This is a genomic window from Halomarina oriensis, assembly GCF_009791395.1.
GTDB lineage: Archaea > Halobacteriota > Halobacteria > Halobacteriales > Haloarculaceae > Halomarina > Halomarina oriensis.
In genome coordinates this window covers 69,279-82,954 of record NZ_WSZK01000023.1, presented here as the reverse complement: position 1 = coordinate 82,954, position 13,676 = coordinate 69,279, and the positions used below count along the sequence as shown (strand labels likewise).

The window sequence follows — 13,676 nt, the reverse complement described above, 5'->3', positions numbered from 1 at the left end:
GCCGCCCTCGGCTCGTCGTCTCAGGTCGCCGCCTGGGACTGCCACTCGCGGATTCGGTCGGCGCTGACGCCCTGTACCTCGCCGGCCACGTCGTCGGGTTCCGCGGTACGCAGGTCGTCCAGGCTCTCGATGCCCGCCGCCGCGAGTTTCTCGGCCGTCTTCGCGCCCACACCGTCCAGGTCCTCGATGTTCCGCATCGCGGTGCGCTCCTGGTACTCCGCGAAGTTACAGATGGGACAGCCCAGTTCCCACGGGTCGTCCCCGTCGTTGTGGACGACGAGTTCCGGCAGGTCGTGTTCCTCGCAGTAGTCGTCGGTCACCTCGATGTCGCCCTTGCGGGGCAGCGGCAGTGAGTACTCACACTCCGGGTAGCGGACACAGCCGACGAGCCGCGACCCCGAGCGCAGCGTCTTGATGGCCAACTCTCCGCCCTCCTCCGAACCGCAGTCGGGACACTCGCCGATGATACGGTCCTCGGCGTCGTCGGCCTCCTCGGCCCGACAGAGCGGGCAGCCGTGGGTGTAGGTGTCCCGGCCGGCGAGCATCTTCACCTCGTGGAGGCCGTGCTCCTCGCAGGCCTCGTCGAGCACCATCGGTTCGCCGTTGGAGGGGAGTGGCAGCGTGTACTCGCAGTCGGGGTAGCCGTCACAGCCGACGAAGTACGACCCGTAGCGCGAACGCCGCACCAGTACGTCCTCGCCACACTCCGGACACGGTCCGAGCAGTTTGTCGGCCTTCAGCGCCTTCCGGAGGTGTTCACCGACCTCGTCGCGTGACTCGTGGAGGTCCGCGAACACGCGCTTGAGGATGGCGCGGGACTCGTCGGTCACCTCGTCGAGGGTCGCTTCACCGTCGGCGATGGCGCTCATGTCCGACTCCAGTTGTGCGGTCATCTCCTCGCTGACGACGAGGTCCGCGAACCGCTCTGCGGCCTCGACGACGCCCATCGCCAGTTTCGTCGGCCGCGGCGGGTCGTTCTCGATGTACCCCCGGTCGTAGAGTTTCTGGAGCGTCCCGTGGCGGGTCGCCTTCGTCCCGATACCCATCTTCTCCATCGTCTCGATGATGCGCGACTGCCCGCGGCGACGGGGTGGCTGGGTCTGCTTGGCCTCCTGGCGCGGGTCGGTGACGGCGAGCGTCTCGCCCTCCTCGACGGCGGGCACGTAGTTCTCCGTCGTCGAGTGATAGGGGTAGACCGCGTGGTAGCCCTCCTCGACGAGGCGCTTGCCGTTCGCTTTGAGCAAGCATCCCGAAGCGTCCGCGACGACCTTCAGGTGTGCCCACTCCGCGGGTTCGGCACAGGTGGCGAAGAACCGCCGGACGACGAGGTCGTAGACGTCCCACTCGTCGTCGGAGATGTCGGTCGGGAACTCGCCGGTCGGGTGGATGGGCGGGTGGTCGGTCGTCTCCTTTTCGCCGCTGGTCGGTTCGATGTCCTCGCGGTCGAGCAGCGACTCGGCGTCGTCGCCGAACCGCGCGTGCTCGGCGAACCGTTCGAGGAGTTCGCGTTCGTCCAGGTCGTCGGGGTAGACGGTGTTGTCCGTCCGGGGGTAGGTGATGTAGCCGGCCGTGTAGAGGTCCTCGGCGATGCTCATCGCGCGCTGGGCCGAGTAGCCGATGGAGCCGGCGGCCCGGATGTACTGGGTCGTGTTGAACGGCGCGGGCGGGTCGTCCGTTCGGGTCCGGCGGTTGACGGACTCGACCGTCGCGTCGCTCGCGGTCTGCAACTGCTCGAAGGCGGCGTCGGCGTCGGGTTCGTTCCAGACGCGTTCCTGTTCGTTGTCCTCATCGTCGTAGAGGAAGTACTGCGCCTCGAACGGTTCGTCGTCGTGGTCGCTGGCGAGGTCGGCGAACAGCTCCCAGTAGTCCTCGGGGTCGAACGCCTCGATCTCGCGTTCGCGGTCGACGATGAGCTTCAGCGTCGGCGACTGGACCCGGCCGACGGAGATGAAGTCGCTGCCCAGCTGTTTCGCCGACAGCGAGAGGAACCGTGTGAGCGCCGCGCCCCACATCAGGTCGATTATCTGGCGCGCCTCGCCCGAGGCCGCGAGGTCGAAGTCGAGGTCCTCGGGGTTGGCGAAGGCGTTCGTGACCTCGCGGTCGGTGATGGAGGAGAACCGGACCCGCGAGATGGGTATCTCGTTCTCGTCGGTGACGAGTTCGTACGCCTCCTTCCCGATGAGTTCGCCCTCGCGGTCGTAGTCGGTGGCGATGATGGCGCTGTCGGCCTCGCGGGCCAGCGAGCGCAGCGCCGCGACGATGTTCTCCTGGGTTTCGGTCTTGACGACCCGTGCGTCGACGAGTTCGACGGGTCGGACGTCCCGCCAGTCGTTGTACTCCGGCGGGAAGTCGACGCCGACGACGTGCCCCGACAGGCCGATACAGCGCTTGCCGCCCCACTCGTACACCGGAACGCCGTTGCGTCGGTCCACGCTCGCGCCGCCCTCGCTGAGAATCTCGGCGATGCGACGGGCCGCGTTGTCCTTCTCGGTGATGATCAGTTCCACGGACACCCACCTCTGTCGGTCATTGGCGTCGGTAAGCCGACCCACTACGTAACGTTTTCGCCGCGAAAACCGCACCACTGCGCGCGTGTGCGGCGTGTACGGGTGCGCTCACTCGCCCGCCCTCACGCGGGCGCGGGACGTGTGTGGCGGGTCACGAGGACGGGTCGACGACTCCCGACACCGCCCGTCGCCCGCCGTGCCGGCCGGAAACTGACAGTCACTTATTCCCGTAGCGCCGAGGGCGGGTATGGACGACGATCTGCTCTACGCCACCCACCTCGTACTCCTGCAACTGGTGGTGCTCGACGCGGTGGTCCACCTCGACTCCATCTGGGCGAACGTCGTCGCCGTCGCCGCCTCGGGCGTGTTCCCGCGACTGGCGACGGCGCTGATGGTGCTCTCGATTCTCGGGACGGGTGCCGGTATCGTCGCGTTCCGCGTCGACCTCGTCTCCCGGCGGACGCTCTACCTGCTCGGCGTCGGCTTCATGCTCGCGCAACTGCTCGGCTGGTTCGTCTACCACAACGTCGCCGCGCCGAACTTCGGCCACAGTCACGGCACCGGCTTCACGGCCGTCGTGAACAGCACGTGGGAACACCTGACACAGGACCCGCTCGAAGGCGTCTCGAAACTCACCGAGACGCTGGCGCTGGTCGTCCTGCTCGTCCTCCTCCGGGTCGACCCGCGAGCACGGCCCGCGGACGACGGGCCGCCGGTCCGTGAACGACTCGACGCCTGACCTCAGCCGTCCCGGTCGGCCGGTCTCTGGGTCGTCGCTCGTGTCGTCGTCGCGCCGTCCGTCTCCTCGGCCACGCCGCCCGCCACCGTCGTGTTGCTCGCCGTCAGGACGCCGCCCGCCGACACCACGCCGTAGCCGGACGCGTCGTCGACGCCCGTCTCGCCGAAGTCGGTCGCGTTCGCGTACAGTCGCTCGCGGACCTCCGTCGCGTTCAGGTCGGGGTTCGCGCCGGTCACCAGCGCGGCCATCCCCGCGACGTAGGGCGCGGCGAAGGAGGTGCCGCCGTCGATGGTCGCCCCGGAGAGCGTCACGTCGTCGGGGGCGACGAGGTCGACGTTCGTCTGGGCGCTGAACGGCTGGAGCGTCCCGTCGTGAATCGCGCCGACGGAGACGACGCCCGCGGCGCTCGCGGGTGCGGTCGTCCCACCGGCCGAGCGGTTGGCCAGCGAGTGGCTGGCGAACAGTTCGACGCGGTGGTCCGCACTCACGTTCTTGGCGTGGATGGCGACGTAGTAGCGGCCGCGTGGAACCGTCTTCGAGAGGTGCTCGAACGGTTGGCCGTCGTGGTCGGTGGCCTTCGCCACCGTCACGTCACGGCCGTTCGGGACGTGCCGGTAGAGATGGACGTCGAAGTCGCTATCGGTGGTCGGCCAGCCGTCCCAGCGGACGGAGACGTCGACGGTGCCGGCGAACGGTTCGCCGTCGTTGAGGTAGTTGCCGGCGTCGTCGAGGCTGCCGGTGTCGGTGAAGTTCACCCAGTCGCCACCGGTGTAGTTGCCCGCCCAGTAGCGGTTGGCGTGGTTGCCCGCGCTCGTGACGAACACCGCGTCCTCGGAGGCGTTGGTAGCGATACGTGCGAGCGTCCCGCTCCCGTCACCGGGCTGGGCGTAGTAGCTCCCGGAGTCGACGACGACGTCCGCGCCGCCAGCGAGCAGCCAGTCGACGGCCGCCCGGTACTCCTCGGGGGAACTACTCGGGCCGACGGCCGCCAACCGGAGGTCGACGCCGGGGGCGGTGTCGGCGACGACGCCGGCGACGGCGGTTCCGTGTCGCCAGTCACCGCCGCCCCCGAACGAGCGGTAGGTCGTGTCGTGCCCGGCGATGGCCGGGTGGCTCACCCGGAAGTCGCTGTCGATGACGCCGACGGTGACGTTCTCGCCGACGACACCCGCCTCGTGGAGAGCGTCCGCGCCGATGGCTCGGACGCCGGACGAGACGCTGTCGTCGGCTTCGACGCTCGCTCCGGTGATGCTGACCGACGTGATACGTGGGTCCCGCGTCAACTGTCGGATGTTCTCGTAGGCCATCGACCCCTCGACGATACGGTCGCCCTCGCGTGTGTAGCTCCGGTCGACGTCGACGGCGACGCTACCGGGGAGGTCGGCGGTTCCTTTCAACCGTAAGACGACGTTGGCTCGTGACGCGACGGTCGGTGGCTCCGGCTGGCGCTGTTCGAGGAGCTCCGACTGGATTCCGGCGTCGAAGTCCGTCACGTGGTCGTTCGTCGGGGTCGGAACGTGTGTGACCGGTGTGAGTACCAGCGCACAGACCACCGCGACCACCACCACGCGACGAGGAATCATCGCGCGTCAGACCGTCGGCGTGCTCACGCGTTGCCAGCGACGATACACGAGCAGCAACCCGAGCACCAGCAGGCCTCCCGCGAAGAAGACGAGACCGGGCGGGGCCAGGAGCGGCCCGCCGGTCACGCCCGTCGCACCGTCGGCCATCCGTGGGAACACCTCCGACTGGACGGCGTCGGTGACGACGAGTTGCTGGACGACGTAGCTCACCATCCCGAGGATGCCGACGGCGGCGACCAGTCCCTTCAGCGAGTCGAGGAAGCTCGTCTTGCGCTCCTCGTTGCCGACGAAGACAACCAGTGGCTCCTCGCTGGGCGCGTAGACGTTCATCTCGCGGCCCTTCTGGGAGTACCGGGTGTCTGCGACGCGGACGAGGCCGGCCTCCTGGAGGTTGGTGAGGTGGTGACGGGCGTTCTGCAACGAGGTGTCGACGCGACCGGCCACCTCCGAGGCCGTCGCGGGGTCCTCGTGCAGGGACATCAAGATAGCACGGGCCGTATCCGAAGAGAGCGAGGAGAGTAGTTCGCCGGTGTCCTCGCCGTCGAGCCAGAACATCCGGGGGTCCCCCTCCTGCTCAGAGCTGGCATCCGTGCTAGTAGGCAACAGCCCTGACATTGCTCTTCATAAATCCTCTTGGTACAAATATCTGCGGCTCCCCGATGGGCAGTGTTGGCCGCTGATGTACGTATCGTGACAGTGCTGTCCGTCTCGTAACGACCGGGACGCGTGTCCGTGGTCGGGGTGGTCGGTGGCAGCGGTCAGTCGTCGAGTTTCGACCGGAGGAGTTCGTTGACCGTTCCGGGGTCGGCGCTGCCGCCGGTCGCCCCCATAACCTGTCCGACGAGGAAGTTGAGCGCGCCACCTTCGCCGTCGTGGTAGTCCTCGACGGCGTCGGGGTTCGCCGCGATGGCCTCCTCGACGGCCTCCTCGACGGCGTCTCCCGAGGTCTTGCCCAGTCCCTCCGCGTCGACCACTTCGTCGGGGGTCCGGCCCTCGTCGAGCATCTCGCGCAGGACGACCTCCTCGGCGTTCTTGACGGTGATGTCGTCCGAATCGACCAGTTCGAGCAGGCGGACGAACGCCTCGCGGTCCACGCTGTCGAGCGTGCGGTCGCGGTAGTTCAACTCCCCGAGCAGGCGGTCGACGACCCACCGCGCGGCGAACGCGGCGTCGAACTCGTCGGTCAACTCCTCGTAGAAGTCCGCCACCTGCTTCGTGGAGGTGAGCTTCGACGCCTCCTCCGTCGAGAGGTCGTACTCCGTTCGGAACCGCTCGCGCCGGGCGTCGGGGAGTTCCGGAATCGAGATCTCCGCTTTCCACCCCGAGACGCGCATCGGCGGGAGGTCCGCCTCCGCGAAGTAGCGGTAGTCCTTCTCCTCCTCTTTCGACCGCATCGAGACGGTAATCCCCCGCCCCTCGTCCCAGTGGCGCGTCTCCTGTTCGACCGCGCGCCCGCGACGGACGGCGTTCTTCTGGCGGGTCTCCTCGTAGCTGAGCGCCTTCGCGGCCCCCTTGTGACTGGAGATGTTCTTCACCTCGGTGCGATTGGCGTCGGCGAGGACGTCCGTCGGGATGGTGCCGTCGTCGGCCACCTCCTCGGCGGGCACCACCGAGAGGTTCGCGTCGATACGCAGCGAGCCGTCACGTTCGGCGTCGAACACGCCGAGATACTCCAGGACCTCCTCCAGTTTCTCGAGGAACGCGCGGACCTCCTCGGGCGAGCGGAAGTCCGGGTCGGTGACGACTTCCATCAGCGGCATCCCGGCGCGGTTGTAGTCGACCATCGTGTACTCCGCGCGGTCGATGGCCCCGCCCTCGTGTCTCAGGCTGCCGGGGTCCTCTTCGAGGTGGGCGCGTTCGATGCCGATGCCGCGCTCTTCGTCGGCGACGGAGATCTCGAGGCTCCCCTGCTGGCAGATGGGTTCGTCGTACTGCGTGATCTGGAAGTTCTTGGGGAGGTCGGGGTAGTAGTAGTTCTTCCGGTGGAACCGGGTCTCCTCGGGGATGTCGGCGTCCAGCGCCTTGCCGACCTTGACGGCGGCCTCCACTGCGGCCTCGTTGACGACCGGGAGCGCCCCCGGTAGACCGAGGCAGGTCGGGCAGGTGTGGGTGTTCGGGTCGGCGTCGGCGGTGTCCGTCGAACAGCCACAGAACAGTTTGGTGGCCGTCTCCAACTGGACGTGGACCTCCAGTCCGATGACGACGGCGAGGTCCCGCGACTGGGTCGTCTGCGCGGTCATTGATTGGCGAGGGGTTCTTCTTCGGTGGGGTAAAGCGTATCGGGACCGGCGTGGGTTCGGTGTCGTTTCGCTGCTGTGGCGCAGGAGTTCGTGACCTCGGAGGCCGCGACGGACGTCCCGCCGAGCGCATCTCGAACCAGTTTCGCCGTCTCTCGCTGCTAGCTCAGAAACGCGACCAGACGCTCCGAGACCTCCTCGCTCCGTTCGTGCTGGAGCCAGTGGGACGCCTCGAACCGTTCGAGCGTCCCGTCCGCACAGAACGACAGACTGCGCTCGGCGTTCTCCTCGACTAGCGCCACGTCGTCGGTGCCCCACAGGATCAGCGTCTCCGGTTCGATACGCTCGTCCCGGTCGAACAGCCCGCTGCCGAGGCCGTTGGCGCGATACCAGTTCAACATGCCCGTCAGCGCCCCCGTCCGGCCCCACGCGGTCCGATACCGGCGCAGGTCGTCGTCGGTGAACGTGCCCGGTCGGGCGCTCCCGGTCAGCGCTCGCTCCAGCAGGCGGTAGTCCCGCGCGCGCATCGCCGCCTCGGGGAGCCGTGGCACCTGGAAGAACCCGGCGTACCACGAGCGGAACACCTGCTCCCAGTTCCCGCGCAACGTCTCGCCGAACGCGGCCGGGTGGGGAACGTTCAGGATGCCCAGTCGTTCGACGCGTTCGGGGTGCTCCTGTGCGAACACCCACGCGACCATCGCGCCCCAGTCGTGGCCGACGATGGCCGCTTCGTCGTGACCCGTCGCGTCCAGCACGCCCCGGACGTCGTCGGCGAGGTTGTCGACGCGGTACGCTTCGTGCGTGGCGGGCCGGTCCGAGAGGTTGTAGCCACGCTGGTCCGGGACGAGCACGCGGTAGCCCGCCTCGGCCAGCGCGTCCAGTTGGCGGTGCCAGCCGTACCAGAACTCGGGGAAGCCGTGGAGGAGGACGACCGGTGGGCCGTCGGCCGGACCCGCCGTCCGGACGTGTAGTCGAACCGCGCCGGTGTCGACGTACTCGGAGTCGCCGGGGACGGTCTCCGTGCGCATACGACCGCTACGGGGGCGGCCAGTGAAGTGTTGTCGCCAGCGGCAGACCGCCCGAGCGGTCGGGAGACCGTCGGTCGTTCCACCCGACGGTGGCCGACCGTCCGCGGGCGGTGAGTGTCGCGGGACGGTGTCATTGTCTGACGCAGGTTTATACGTCTGGGACAGTCGAGAGTAGATATGACCAGTGGGAATCGGGTGGAGGACCTGGAAGCGCGCGTCAAACAACTCGAAGCGTCCGTCACGGGACTGACCGACGAACTCGTCGAGTGCAAGGAACGACTCCGTGCGCTCGAAGACGCCGTCGACCCGGAGATGGACATCATCGAGGGGAAGCCGACCCGTGAGGACGCGGACGACGAATCCGACACGTCCAAGTCCACCCAGGAGAACGAGGAGGAAAGTACGGACTCCGACACCGACGAAATCATCGTCGCGTAACGGGGTTCGCACACGAGCGCCCCCCATGCACATCAAAGAGCTCGTCCTCGACGACTTCAAGAGCTTCGGCCGGAAGACGCGGATACCGTTCTACGAGGACTTCACCACCATCAGCGGCCCGAACGGCTCGGGCAAGTCCAACATCATCGACTCGGTGCTGTTCGCGCTGGGTCTCGCCCGCACGTCGGGTATCCGCGCGGAGAAACTCACCGACCTCATCTACAACCCCGACGACGACGGGACGGAGTTCTCCGGCGAGCGCGAGGCGGCCGTCGAAGTCGTCCTCGACAACGGCGACGGGACGCTCACCCGGTCGCAGGTGACGACTGCGGCGGGAACGGACAGCGTCGGTGACACCGACGAGATCGTCATCAAGCGCCGGGTCAAGCAGACCGAGGACAACTACTACTCGTACTACTACCTCAACGGTCGCTCGGTCAACCTCTCGGACATCCAGGACCTGCTCGCACAGGCCGGAGTCGCCCCGGAGGGCTACAACGTCGTGATGCAGGGCGACGTGACCGAAATCATCAACATGACCCCCGGCTCTCGTCGAGAGATCATCGACGAGATCGCGGGCGTCGCGGAGTTCGACGCCCGGAAAGCGGACGCGATGGAGGAACTGGAGACGGTCGAAGAGCGCGTCGACGAGGCGGACCTCCGCATCGAGGAGAAACAAGAGCGCCTCCACCAACTCGAAGACGAACGCGAGACCGCCCTCCAGTACCAGGACCTCAAGGAGGAACGCGAGGAGTACGAGGGCTACCTCAAGGCGGCGGAACTCGAAGACAAGCGCGCCGAGTTGGAGCGGACCGAGTCGAAGATCGAACGCGACGAAGAGACACTCGCCGACCGCCAGCGCGAACTCGACGAGAAGCAAGGTACCGTCGTCCGTCTGGAGGAGGACCTCGAAGACCTGAACGCCGAAATCGAGCGGACGGGCGAGGACGAGCAGTTGCGGGTCAAACGCGAGATAGAGGAGGTCAAAGGCGAGATATCCCGGCTCGAAGACCAGATGGAGAGCGCCCGCGAACGCATCAAGGACGCCGAGAACAAGCGGCGACAGGCGTTCGTGAAGGTCGACCGCAAACAGGAACGGGTCGACGACCTGCACGCGAAGGTCCGCAACGTCAAGGTCGAGAAAGCGTCGCTCAAGGCCGACAGACAGGAGAAGCAGGCCGAACTCGAATCGGTCGAGGCGGACATCGCCGCCGTCGACGACGAGTACGAACAGCTGAAGACCGACCTCGCGGACGCACGCGACCGACTGGAGGAGGCGAAAGTCGAGAAGAACGAACTCCAGCGCGAGCAGGACCGCCTGCTCGACGAGGCGCGTCGGCGCACCAACGAACAGCGCGACCTGCGCGAGGAGATAGCGGACCTCGAGAGCGAGATTCCGGACCTCGAAGCCGACATCGCGGACCTCGAAGCGGAGTTGGAGAAGGCGCGGAAGAACAAGACGACCATCGAGTCGGTCGTCGACGACCTGCGCGCCGAGAAGTACGAGCTACAGGACGACCTCGATTCGGTCGACGACGAGGTCAGCGCCGCCCAGGCGGAGTACGCCGAACTCGAAGCGAAGGCGGGTGAGTCGGGCGACTCGTCGTACGGACGGGCCGTCACGACCGTCCTCAACGCCGACAAACAGGGGGTCCACGGCACCGTGGGCCAACTCGGTGGTGTCTCACCGCAGTACGCGACGGCCTGTGAGACCGCGGCCGGCGGTCGACTCGCCAACGTCGTCGTGGAGGACGACGGCGTCGGCCAGCGCTGTATCGAGTTCCTGAAGTCCCGGAACGCGGGTCGGGCGACGTTCCTCCCGATGTCGAAGATGCACGGACGCTCGCTCCCCTCGCTCCCCAGCGAGGACGGCGTCGTGGACTTCGTGTACAACCTCGTCGACTTCGACCCGATGTACGCGGACGTCTTCTCGTACGTCGTGGGCGACACGCTCGTCGTCGAGGACATGGCGACCGCCCGCGACCTGATGGGCAAGTTCCGGATGGTCACCGTCGACGGGGACCTCGTCGAGAAGAGCGGGGCGATGACCGGTGGGTCGCGTTCGGGCTCTCGGTACTCCTTTTCGTCCGGTGCGGGACAACTCGAACGCGTCGCCAAGCGCATCAACGAGTTGGAGGAGAAACGCCAGTCCGTCCGCGAGGAGTTGCGTGACGTCGAATCTCGACTCGACGACGCTCGGGACCGACAGGCCAACGCCGCCGACAAGGTCCGCGACGTCGAGACCGAGATGGAGAAGACGGAGGGACGAATCGAGGAGATTCGGGACACCGTCGAGCGCAAGGAGGGCGAACTCGACGCCATCGACGAGGACCGCGAGGAGGTCTCCGAGCGGATGGACGACCTCGAAGCGGACATCGCCGAGCAGGACGAGACCATCGAGGCCATCGAGTCCGACATCGCGGACCTCGAAGCCGAACTCCGCGACTCCGAGGTGGCGGAACTCACCGAGCGAGCGGAGGCCATCCGCGAGGAGATAGCGACGCTCGACGAGGAGACCGACGACCTCGACGGTCGCCTCAACGAACTCCAGCTGGAGAAGCAGTACGCCGAGGAGGCCATCGAGGACCTCCACGACGACATCGAGTCGGCTCAGAACCGGAAGGCAGAGGCCGAAGAACGGGTCGTCGAACTGGAGTCCGAAATCGAGGACCAGAACGAGGTTCTGGAGGAGAAACACGAGCAGGTCGCCGACCTCGAAGCGGAGTTGACCGACCTCAAAGAAGAACGCGACGACCTGAAAGCGGACCTCCGGGAGGCGAGGGAGGAACGCGACGCCGCGAAGGAGAAACTCGGTCGTGTCGAGTCGCGTCTCGACAACGCCCGAGAGAAGCGTGACCGACTGGAGTGGGAGGTCGACGAACTCGCCGCGCAGGTCGGCGACTACGACCCCGAGGACGTCCCCGACCACGACACCGTCGAGGCCGAAATCGCCCGTCTCGACGTCGAGATGGAGGCGCTCGAACCGGTCAACATGCTCGCCATCGACGAGTACGACGCCGTCGCCGAGGACCTCGCGGACCTCGAAGAGAAACGCGAGACGCTCGTCGAGGAGCGAGACGGTATCGTCGAGCGCATCGAGGGGTTCGAGGCGAAGAAGAAGGCGACGTTCATGGAGTCCTACGAGGCCATCCGCGAGCACTTCGAGGACATCTTCGAGCGCCTCTCCAGCGGGTCGGGGACGCTCGTCCTCGAAGACGAGACCGACCCGTTCGAGGGCGGCCTGACGATGAAGGCTCAGCCGAGAGACAAGCCGGTCCAGCGCCTCGACGCGATGAGCGGTGGGGAGAAGTCGCTGACCGCGCTGGCGTTCATCTTCGCCATCCAGCGCCACAACCCGGCCCCGTTCTACGCGCTGGACGAGGTCGACGCGTTCCTCGACGCCGCCAACGCCGAGGCCGTCGGCGAGATGGTCGACGCGCTGGCCGACGACGCGCAGTTCATCGTCGTCTCGCACCGCTCGGCGCTGCTCGAACGCTCCGAGCGCGCCATCGGCGTGACGATGATGGACGACAACGTGAGCGCCGTCACTGGTATCGACCTGAGCGGGCAGGGGGTGCCGGCGGATGATTGAACGAGGCGACGAGGCTGAACGCGACCGAGAAGACCGCGAGGCGTTCTACACCGACGGTGGACAGGAGGTCGCCGACGGCGTCTCGCTGAACATCGCGGGTCACGACGAGCGAAAGCACGAGCGTGAGAACGGCACCGACGACGCGGCGGCGCTGTTCGGTGTCGACGAGGGCGGCGACGAGGACTCCGAACGCCCCGTCGACGCCCCCGAAGACCTCCCGACCGACGACGAGGGCGAGGCGGTCGAACCGGTCGAACTGCTCGTGCAACTCGCCGACCGTGGCGAAATCGAGCCGTGGGACATCGACATCGTCGCCGTCACCGACGCGTTCCTCGACGCCATCGACGACCCGGACATCCGGACCGGGGGGCGCGCGTTGTTCTACGCGAGCGTCCTCCTGCGGATGAAGTCCGACGCGCTGATGGAACCGGACGAACCCGAGGAGCCGGAACCGTGGGAGGAGCCGTGGGACGCGCCACCCGCGGACGCCGACGAGGACTGGCGACCGGACCCGTTCGACGCGCTGGACCGCGAGATGGACCGCCGCCTCGAACGCAAGCGCGCCCGTGGGATGCCCGAGACGCTCGACGAACTCGTGCGTGAGTTGCGGGAAGCCGAGCGCGGGTCGTGGTGGAAGGAGTCCCGAACGTACGACACCAGCGACTCACCGAAGGGTTTTCGCAGGGGAACGCAGACCCTCGACTACCACACGGCCGACGACCTGCGACTGGACGACGAACCGACCGCGGACGACGTCACCGGCACTGCTCATCAAGAGGACATGGAGACGACCATCCAGCACGTCTACCGTGATCTGCGCGAGCAGTACGACGCCGGGCGCGACGAGGTGCTGTTCGCCGAGATTCAGGACGCCGGCGGCGCACGCGTCGAGACGTTCCTCGCACTGCTGTTCCTCGCGCACCGCAAGCAGATTCGCCTCGAACAGGACGAACTGTTCGGCGACCTCTGGATTCGGGACCCGGCGGCGACCGACGCGCCCGCCGAAGCCATCGCGGACTGACCTCCGCAAGCGTTTTCGTTCTGTTACAGTAACCGGTTCGTATGTCCGACCGCCCCTCCACGTTCGCCGACAGCCTCGGTGAGAAGTTGCTCTTCCTCGTCGACCTCGCACTCGCCGTCGGTGCCGTCGTCCTCTCGGTGGCGCTTCCGCGTGCGCTGGACGCCCCGCCGCTCTTCGTCGTCGCGTCGCTGTTCGCGACCATCCTCCTCCTGTGGGCCGCGAACGGCGCTCGCACACACCCCGTGACGACGTTCGGGACGAAACGGGAGGTGGAGTACGCCGTCGCCCGCGACGAGACCTGTGACGAGTGTGGCGGCCACGTCGAGGTGGGTGAGAAACGCCGCTTCGCCGAGCGGACGTTCGCGTTCGGGGTTCCGCTGTCGACCGGTGACTGGGGTGTCAACGTCTACTGTGAGAACTGCCGGGAGGGAGACGGAGCACGCGAGTCCCTGACGAGCGACGAGGAGCGCGTCGACCACGACGCACTCCTCGAACTCGCGTAGAACCGCGACGAGGGGAGCGGGCGACTCC

10 protein-coding genes are annotated in these 13,676 nt (G+C 67.2%); 5 read left to right on the top strand and 5 right to left on the bottom strand.

Translation table 11 applies throughout. From position 1 onward, the window contains the following. Positions 1–20 precede the first annotated feature (20 nt). Positions 21–2,507: a DNA topoisomerase I gene (locus tag GQS65_RS13500; RefSeq protein ID WP_368280162.1), complete on the bottom strand. Its 2,487-nt coding sequence runs from the start codon at positions 2,505–2,507 to the stop codon at positions 21–23. Between the two features lie 247 nt (positions 2,508–2,754). Between GQS65_RS13500 and GQS65_RS13495 the strand changes: the two genes are divergently transcribed. Continuing rightward, the gene (locus GQS65_RS13495; RefSeq protein ID WP_158205160.1) at positions 2,755–3,246 is read left to right on the top strand and encodes a hypothetical protein; all 492 of its coding nucleotides are present in this window, start codon (positions 2,755–2,757) and stop codon (positions 3,244–3,246) included. 2 nt (positions 3,247–3,248) lie between these two features. On the opposite strand, the gene GQS65_RS13490 is transcribed toward GQS65_RS13495, so the two are convergent. The 4 genes from GQS65_RS13490 to GQS65_RS13475 form a co-directional block, all read right to left on the bottom strand. Then, on the bottom strand, positions 3,249–4,829 hold the full coding sequence (locus tag GQS65_RS13490; protein WP_158205159.1) for a S8 family serine peptidase: 1,581 nt from the start codon (positions 4,827–4,829) through the stop codon (positions 3,249–3,251). 6 nt (positions 4,830–4,835) lie between these two features. Further along, positions 4,836–5,444: an ArsR/SmtB family transcription factor gene (locus GQS65_RS13485; protein WP_158205158.1), complete on the bottom strand. Its 609-nt coding sequence runs from the start codon at positions 5,442–5,444 to the stop codon at positions 4,836–4,838. A 143-nt stretch (positions 5,445–5,587) separates the two neighbouring features. After that, on the bottom strand, positions 5,588–7,069 hold the full coding sequence (gene gatB / locus GQS65_RS13480) for an Asp-tRNA(Asn)/Glu-tRNA(Gln) amidotransferase subunit GatB (RefSeq protein ID WP_158205157.1): 1,482 nt from the start codon (positions 7,067–7,069) through the stop codon (positions 5,588–5,590). A 158-nt stretch (positions 7,070–7,227) separates the two neighbouring features. After that, complete coding sequence (locus GQS65_RS13475; protein WP_158205156.1) at positions 7,228–8,094, bottom strand: alpha/beta fold hydrolase; 867 nt, start codon at positions 8,092–8,094, stop codon at positions 7,228–7,230. 177 nt (positions 8,095–8,271) lie between these two features. On the opposite strand from GQS65_RS13475, the gene GQS65_RS13470 reads away from it, so the two are divergent. Genes GQS65_RS13470 through GQS65_RS13455 form a run of 4 tightly spaced genes read left to right on the top strand, consistent with a single transcriptional unit; the run spans position 8,272 to position 13,648 of the window. Continuing rightward, positions 8,272–8,532 (top strand): DUF7518 family protein, encoded by a 261-nt coding sequence (locus GQS65_RS13470; RefSeq protein ID WP_158205155.1) that lies wholly within the window; start codon positions 8,272–8,274, stop codon positions 8,530–8,532. Between the two features lie 25 nt (positions 8,533–8,557). Beyond that, complete coding sequence (gene smc / locus GQS65_RS13465; protein WP_158205154.1) at positions 8,558–12,124, top strand: chromosome segregation protein SMC; 3,567 nt, start codon at positions 8,558–8,560, stop codon at positions 12,122–12,124. Beyond that, positions 12,117–13,145, top strand: a complete 1,029-nt coding sequence (locus GQS65_RS13460) for a segregation and condensation protein A (protein ID WP_158205153.1) — start codon at positions 12,117–12,119, stop codon at positions 13,143–13,145. The genes smc and GQS65_RS13460 overlap by 8 nt, the downstream gene beginning before the upstream one ends. A 41-nt stretch (positions 13,146–13,186) precedes the next feature. After that, the gene (locus tag GQS65_RS13455; protein WP_158205152.1) at positions 13,187–13,648 is read left to right on the top strand and encodes a hypothetical protein; all 462 of its coding nucleotides are present in this window, start codon (positions 13,187–13,189) and stop codon (positions 13,646–13,648) included. The last annotated feature ends 28 nt before the right edge of the window (positions 13,649–13,676 follow it).

What these genes read in the sequence shown, in the direction of transcription:
- GQS65_RS13495 (WP_158205160.1), top strand. Translation starts at nt 2,755, where the DNA reads ATGGACGACGATCTGCTCTACGCCACCCACCTCGTACTCCTGCAACTG.
- GQS65_RS13490 (WP_158205159.1), bottom strand. Translation starts at nt 4,829, where the DNA reads ATGATTCCTCGTCGCGTGGTGGTGGTCGCGGTGGTCTGTGCGCTGGTA.
- GQS65_RS13485 (WP_158205158.1), bottom strand. Translation starts at nt 5,444, where the DNA reads ATGTCAGGGCTGTTGCCTACTAGCACGGATGCCAGCTCTGAGCAGGAG.
- gatB (WP_158205157.1), bottom strand. Translation starts at nt 7,069, where the DNA reads ATGACCGCGCAGACGACCCAGTCGCGGGACCTCGCCGTCGTCATCGGA.
- GQS65_RS13475 (WP_158205156.1), bottom strand. Translation starts at nt 8,094, where the DNA reads ATGCGCACGGAGACCGTCCCCGGCGACTCCGAGTACGTCGACACCGGC.
- GQS65_RS13470 (WP_158205155.1), top strand. Translation starts at nt 8,272, where the DNA reads ATGACCAGTGGGAATCGGGTGGAGGACCTGGAAGCGCGCGTCAAACAA.
- smc (WP_158205154.1), top strand. Translation starts at nt 8,558, where the DNA reads ATGCACATCAAAGAGCTCGTCCTCGACGACTTCAAGAGCTTCGGCCGG.
- GQS65_RS13460 (WP_158205153.1), top strand. Translation starts at nt 12,117, where the DNA reads ATGATTGAACGAGGCGACGAGGCTGAACGCGACCGAGAAGACCGCGAG.
- GQS65_RS13455 (WP_158205152.1), top strand. Translation starts at nt 13,187, where the DNA reads ATGTCCGACCGCCCCTCCACGTTCGCCGACAGCCTCGGTGAGAAGTTG.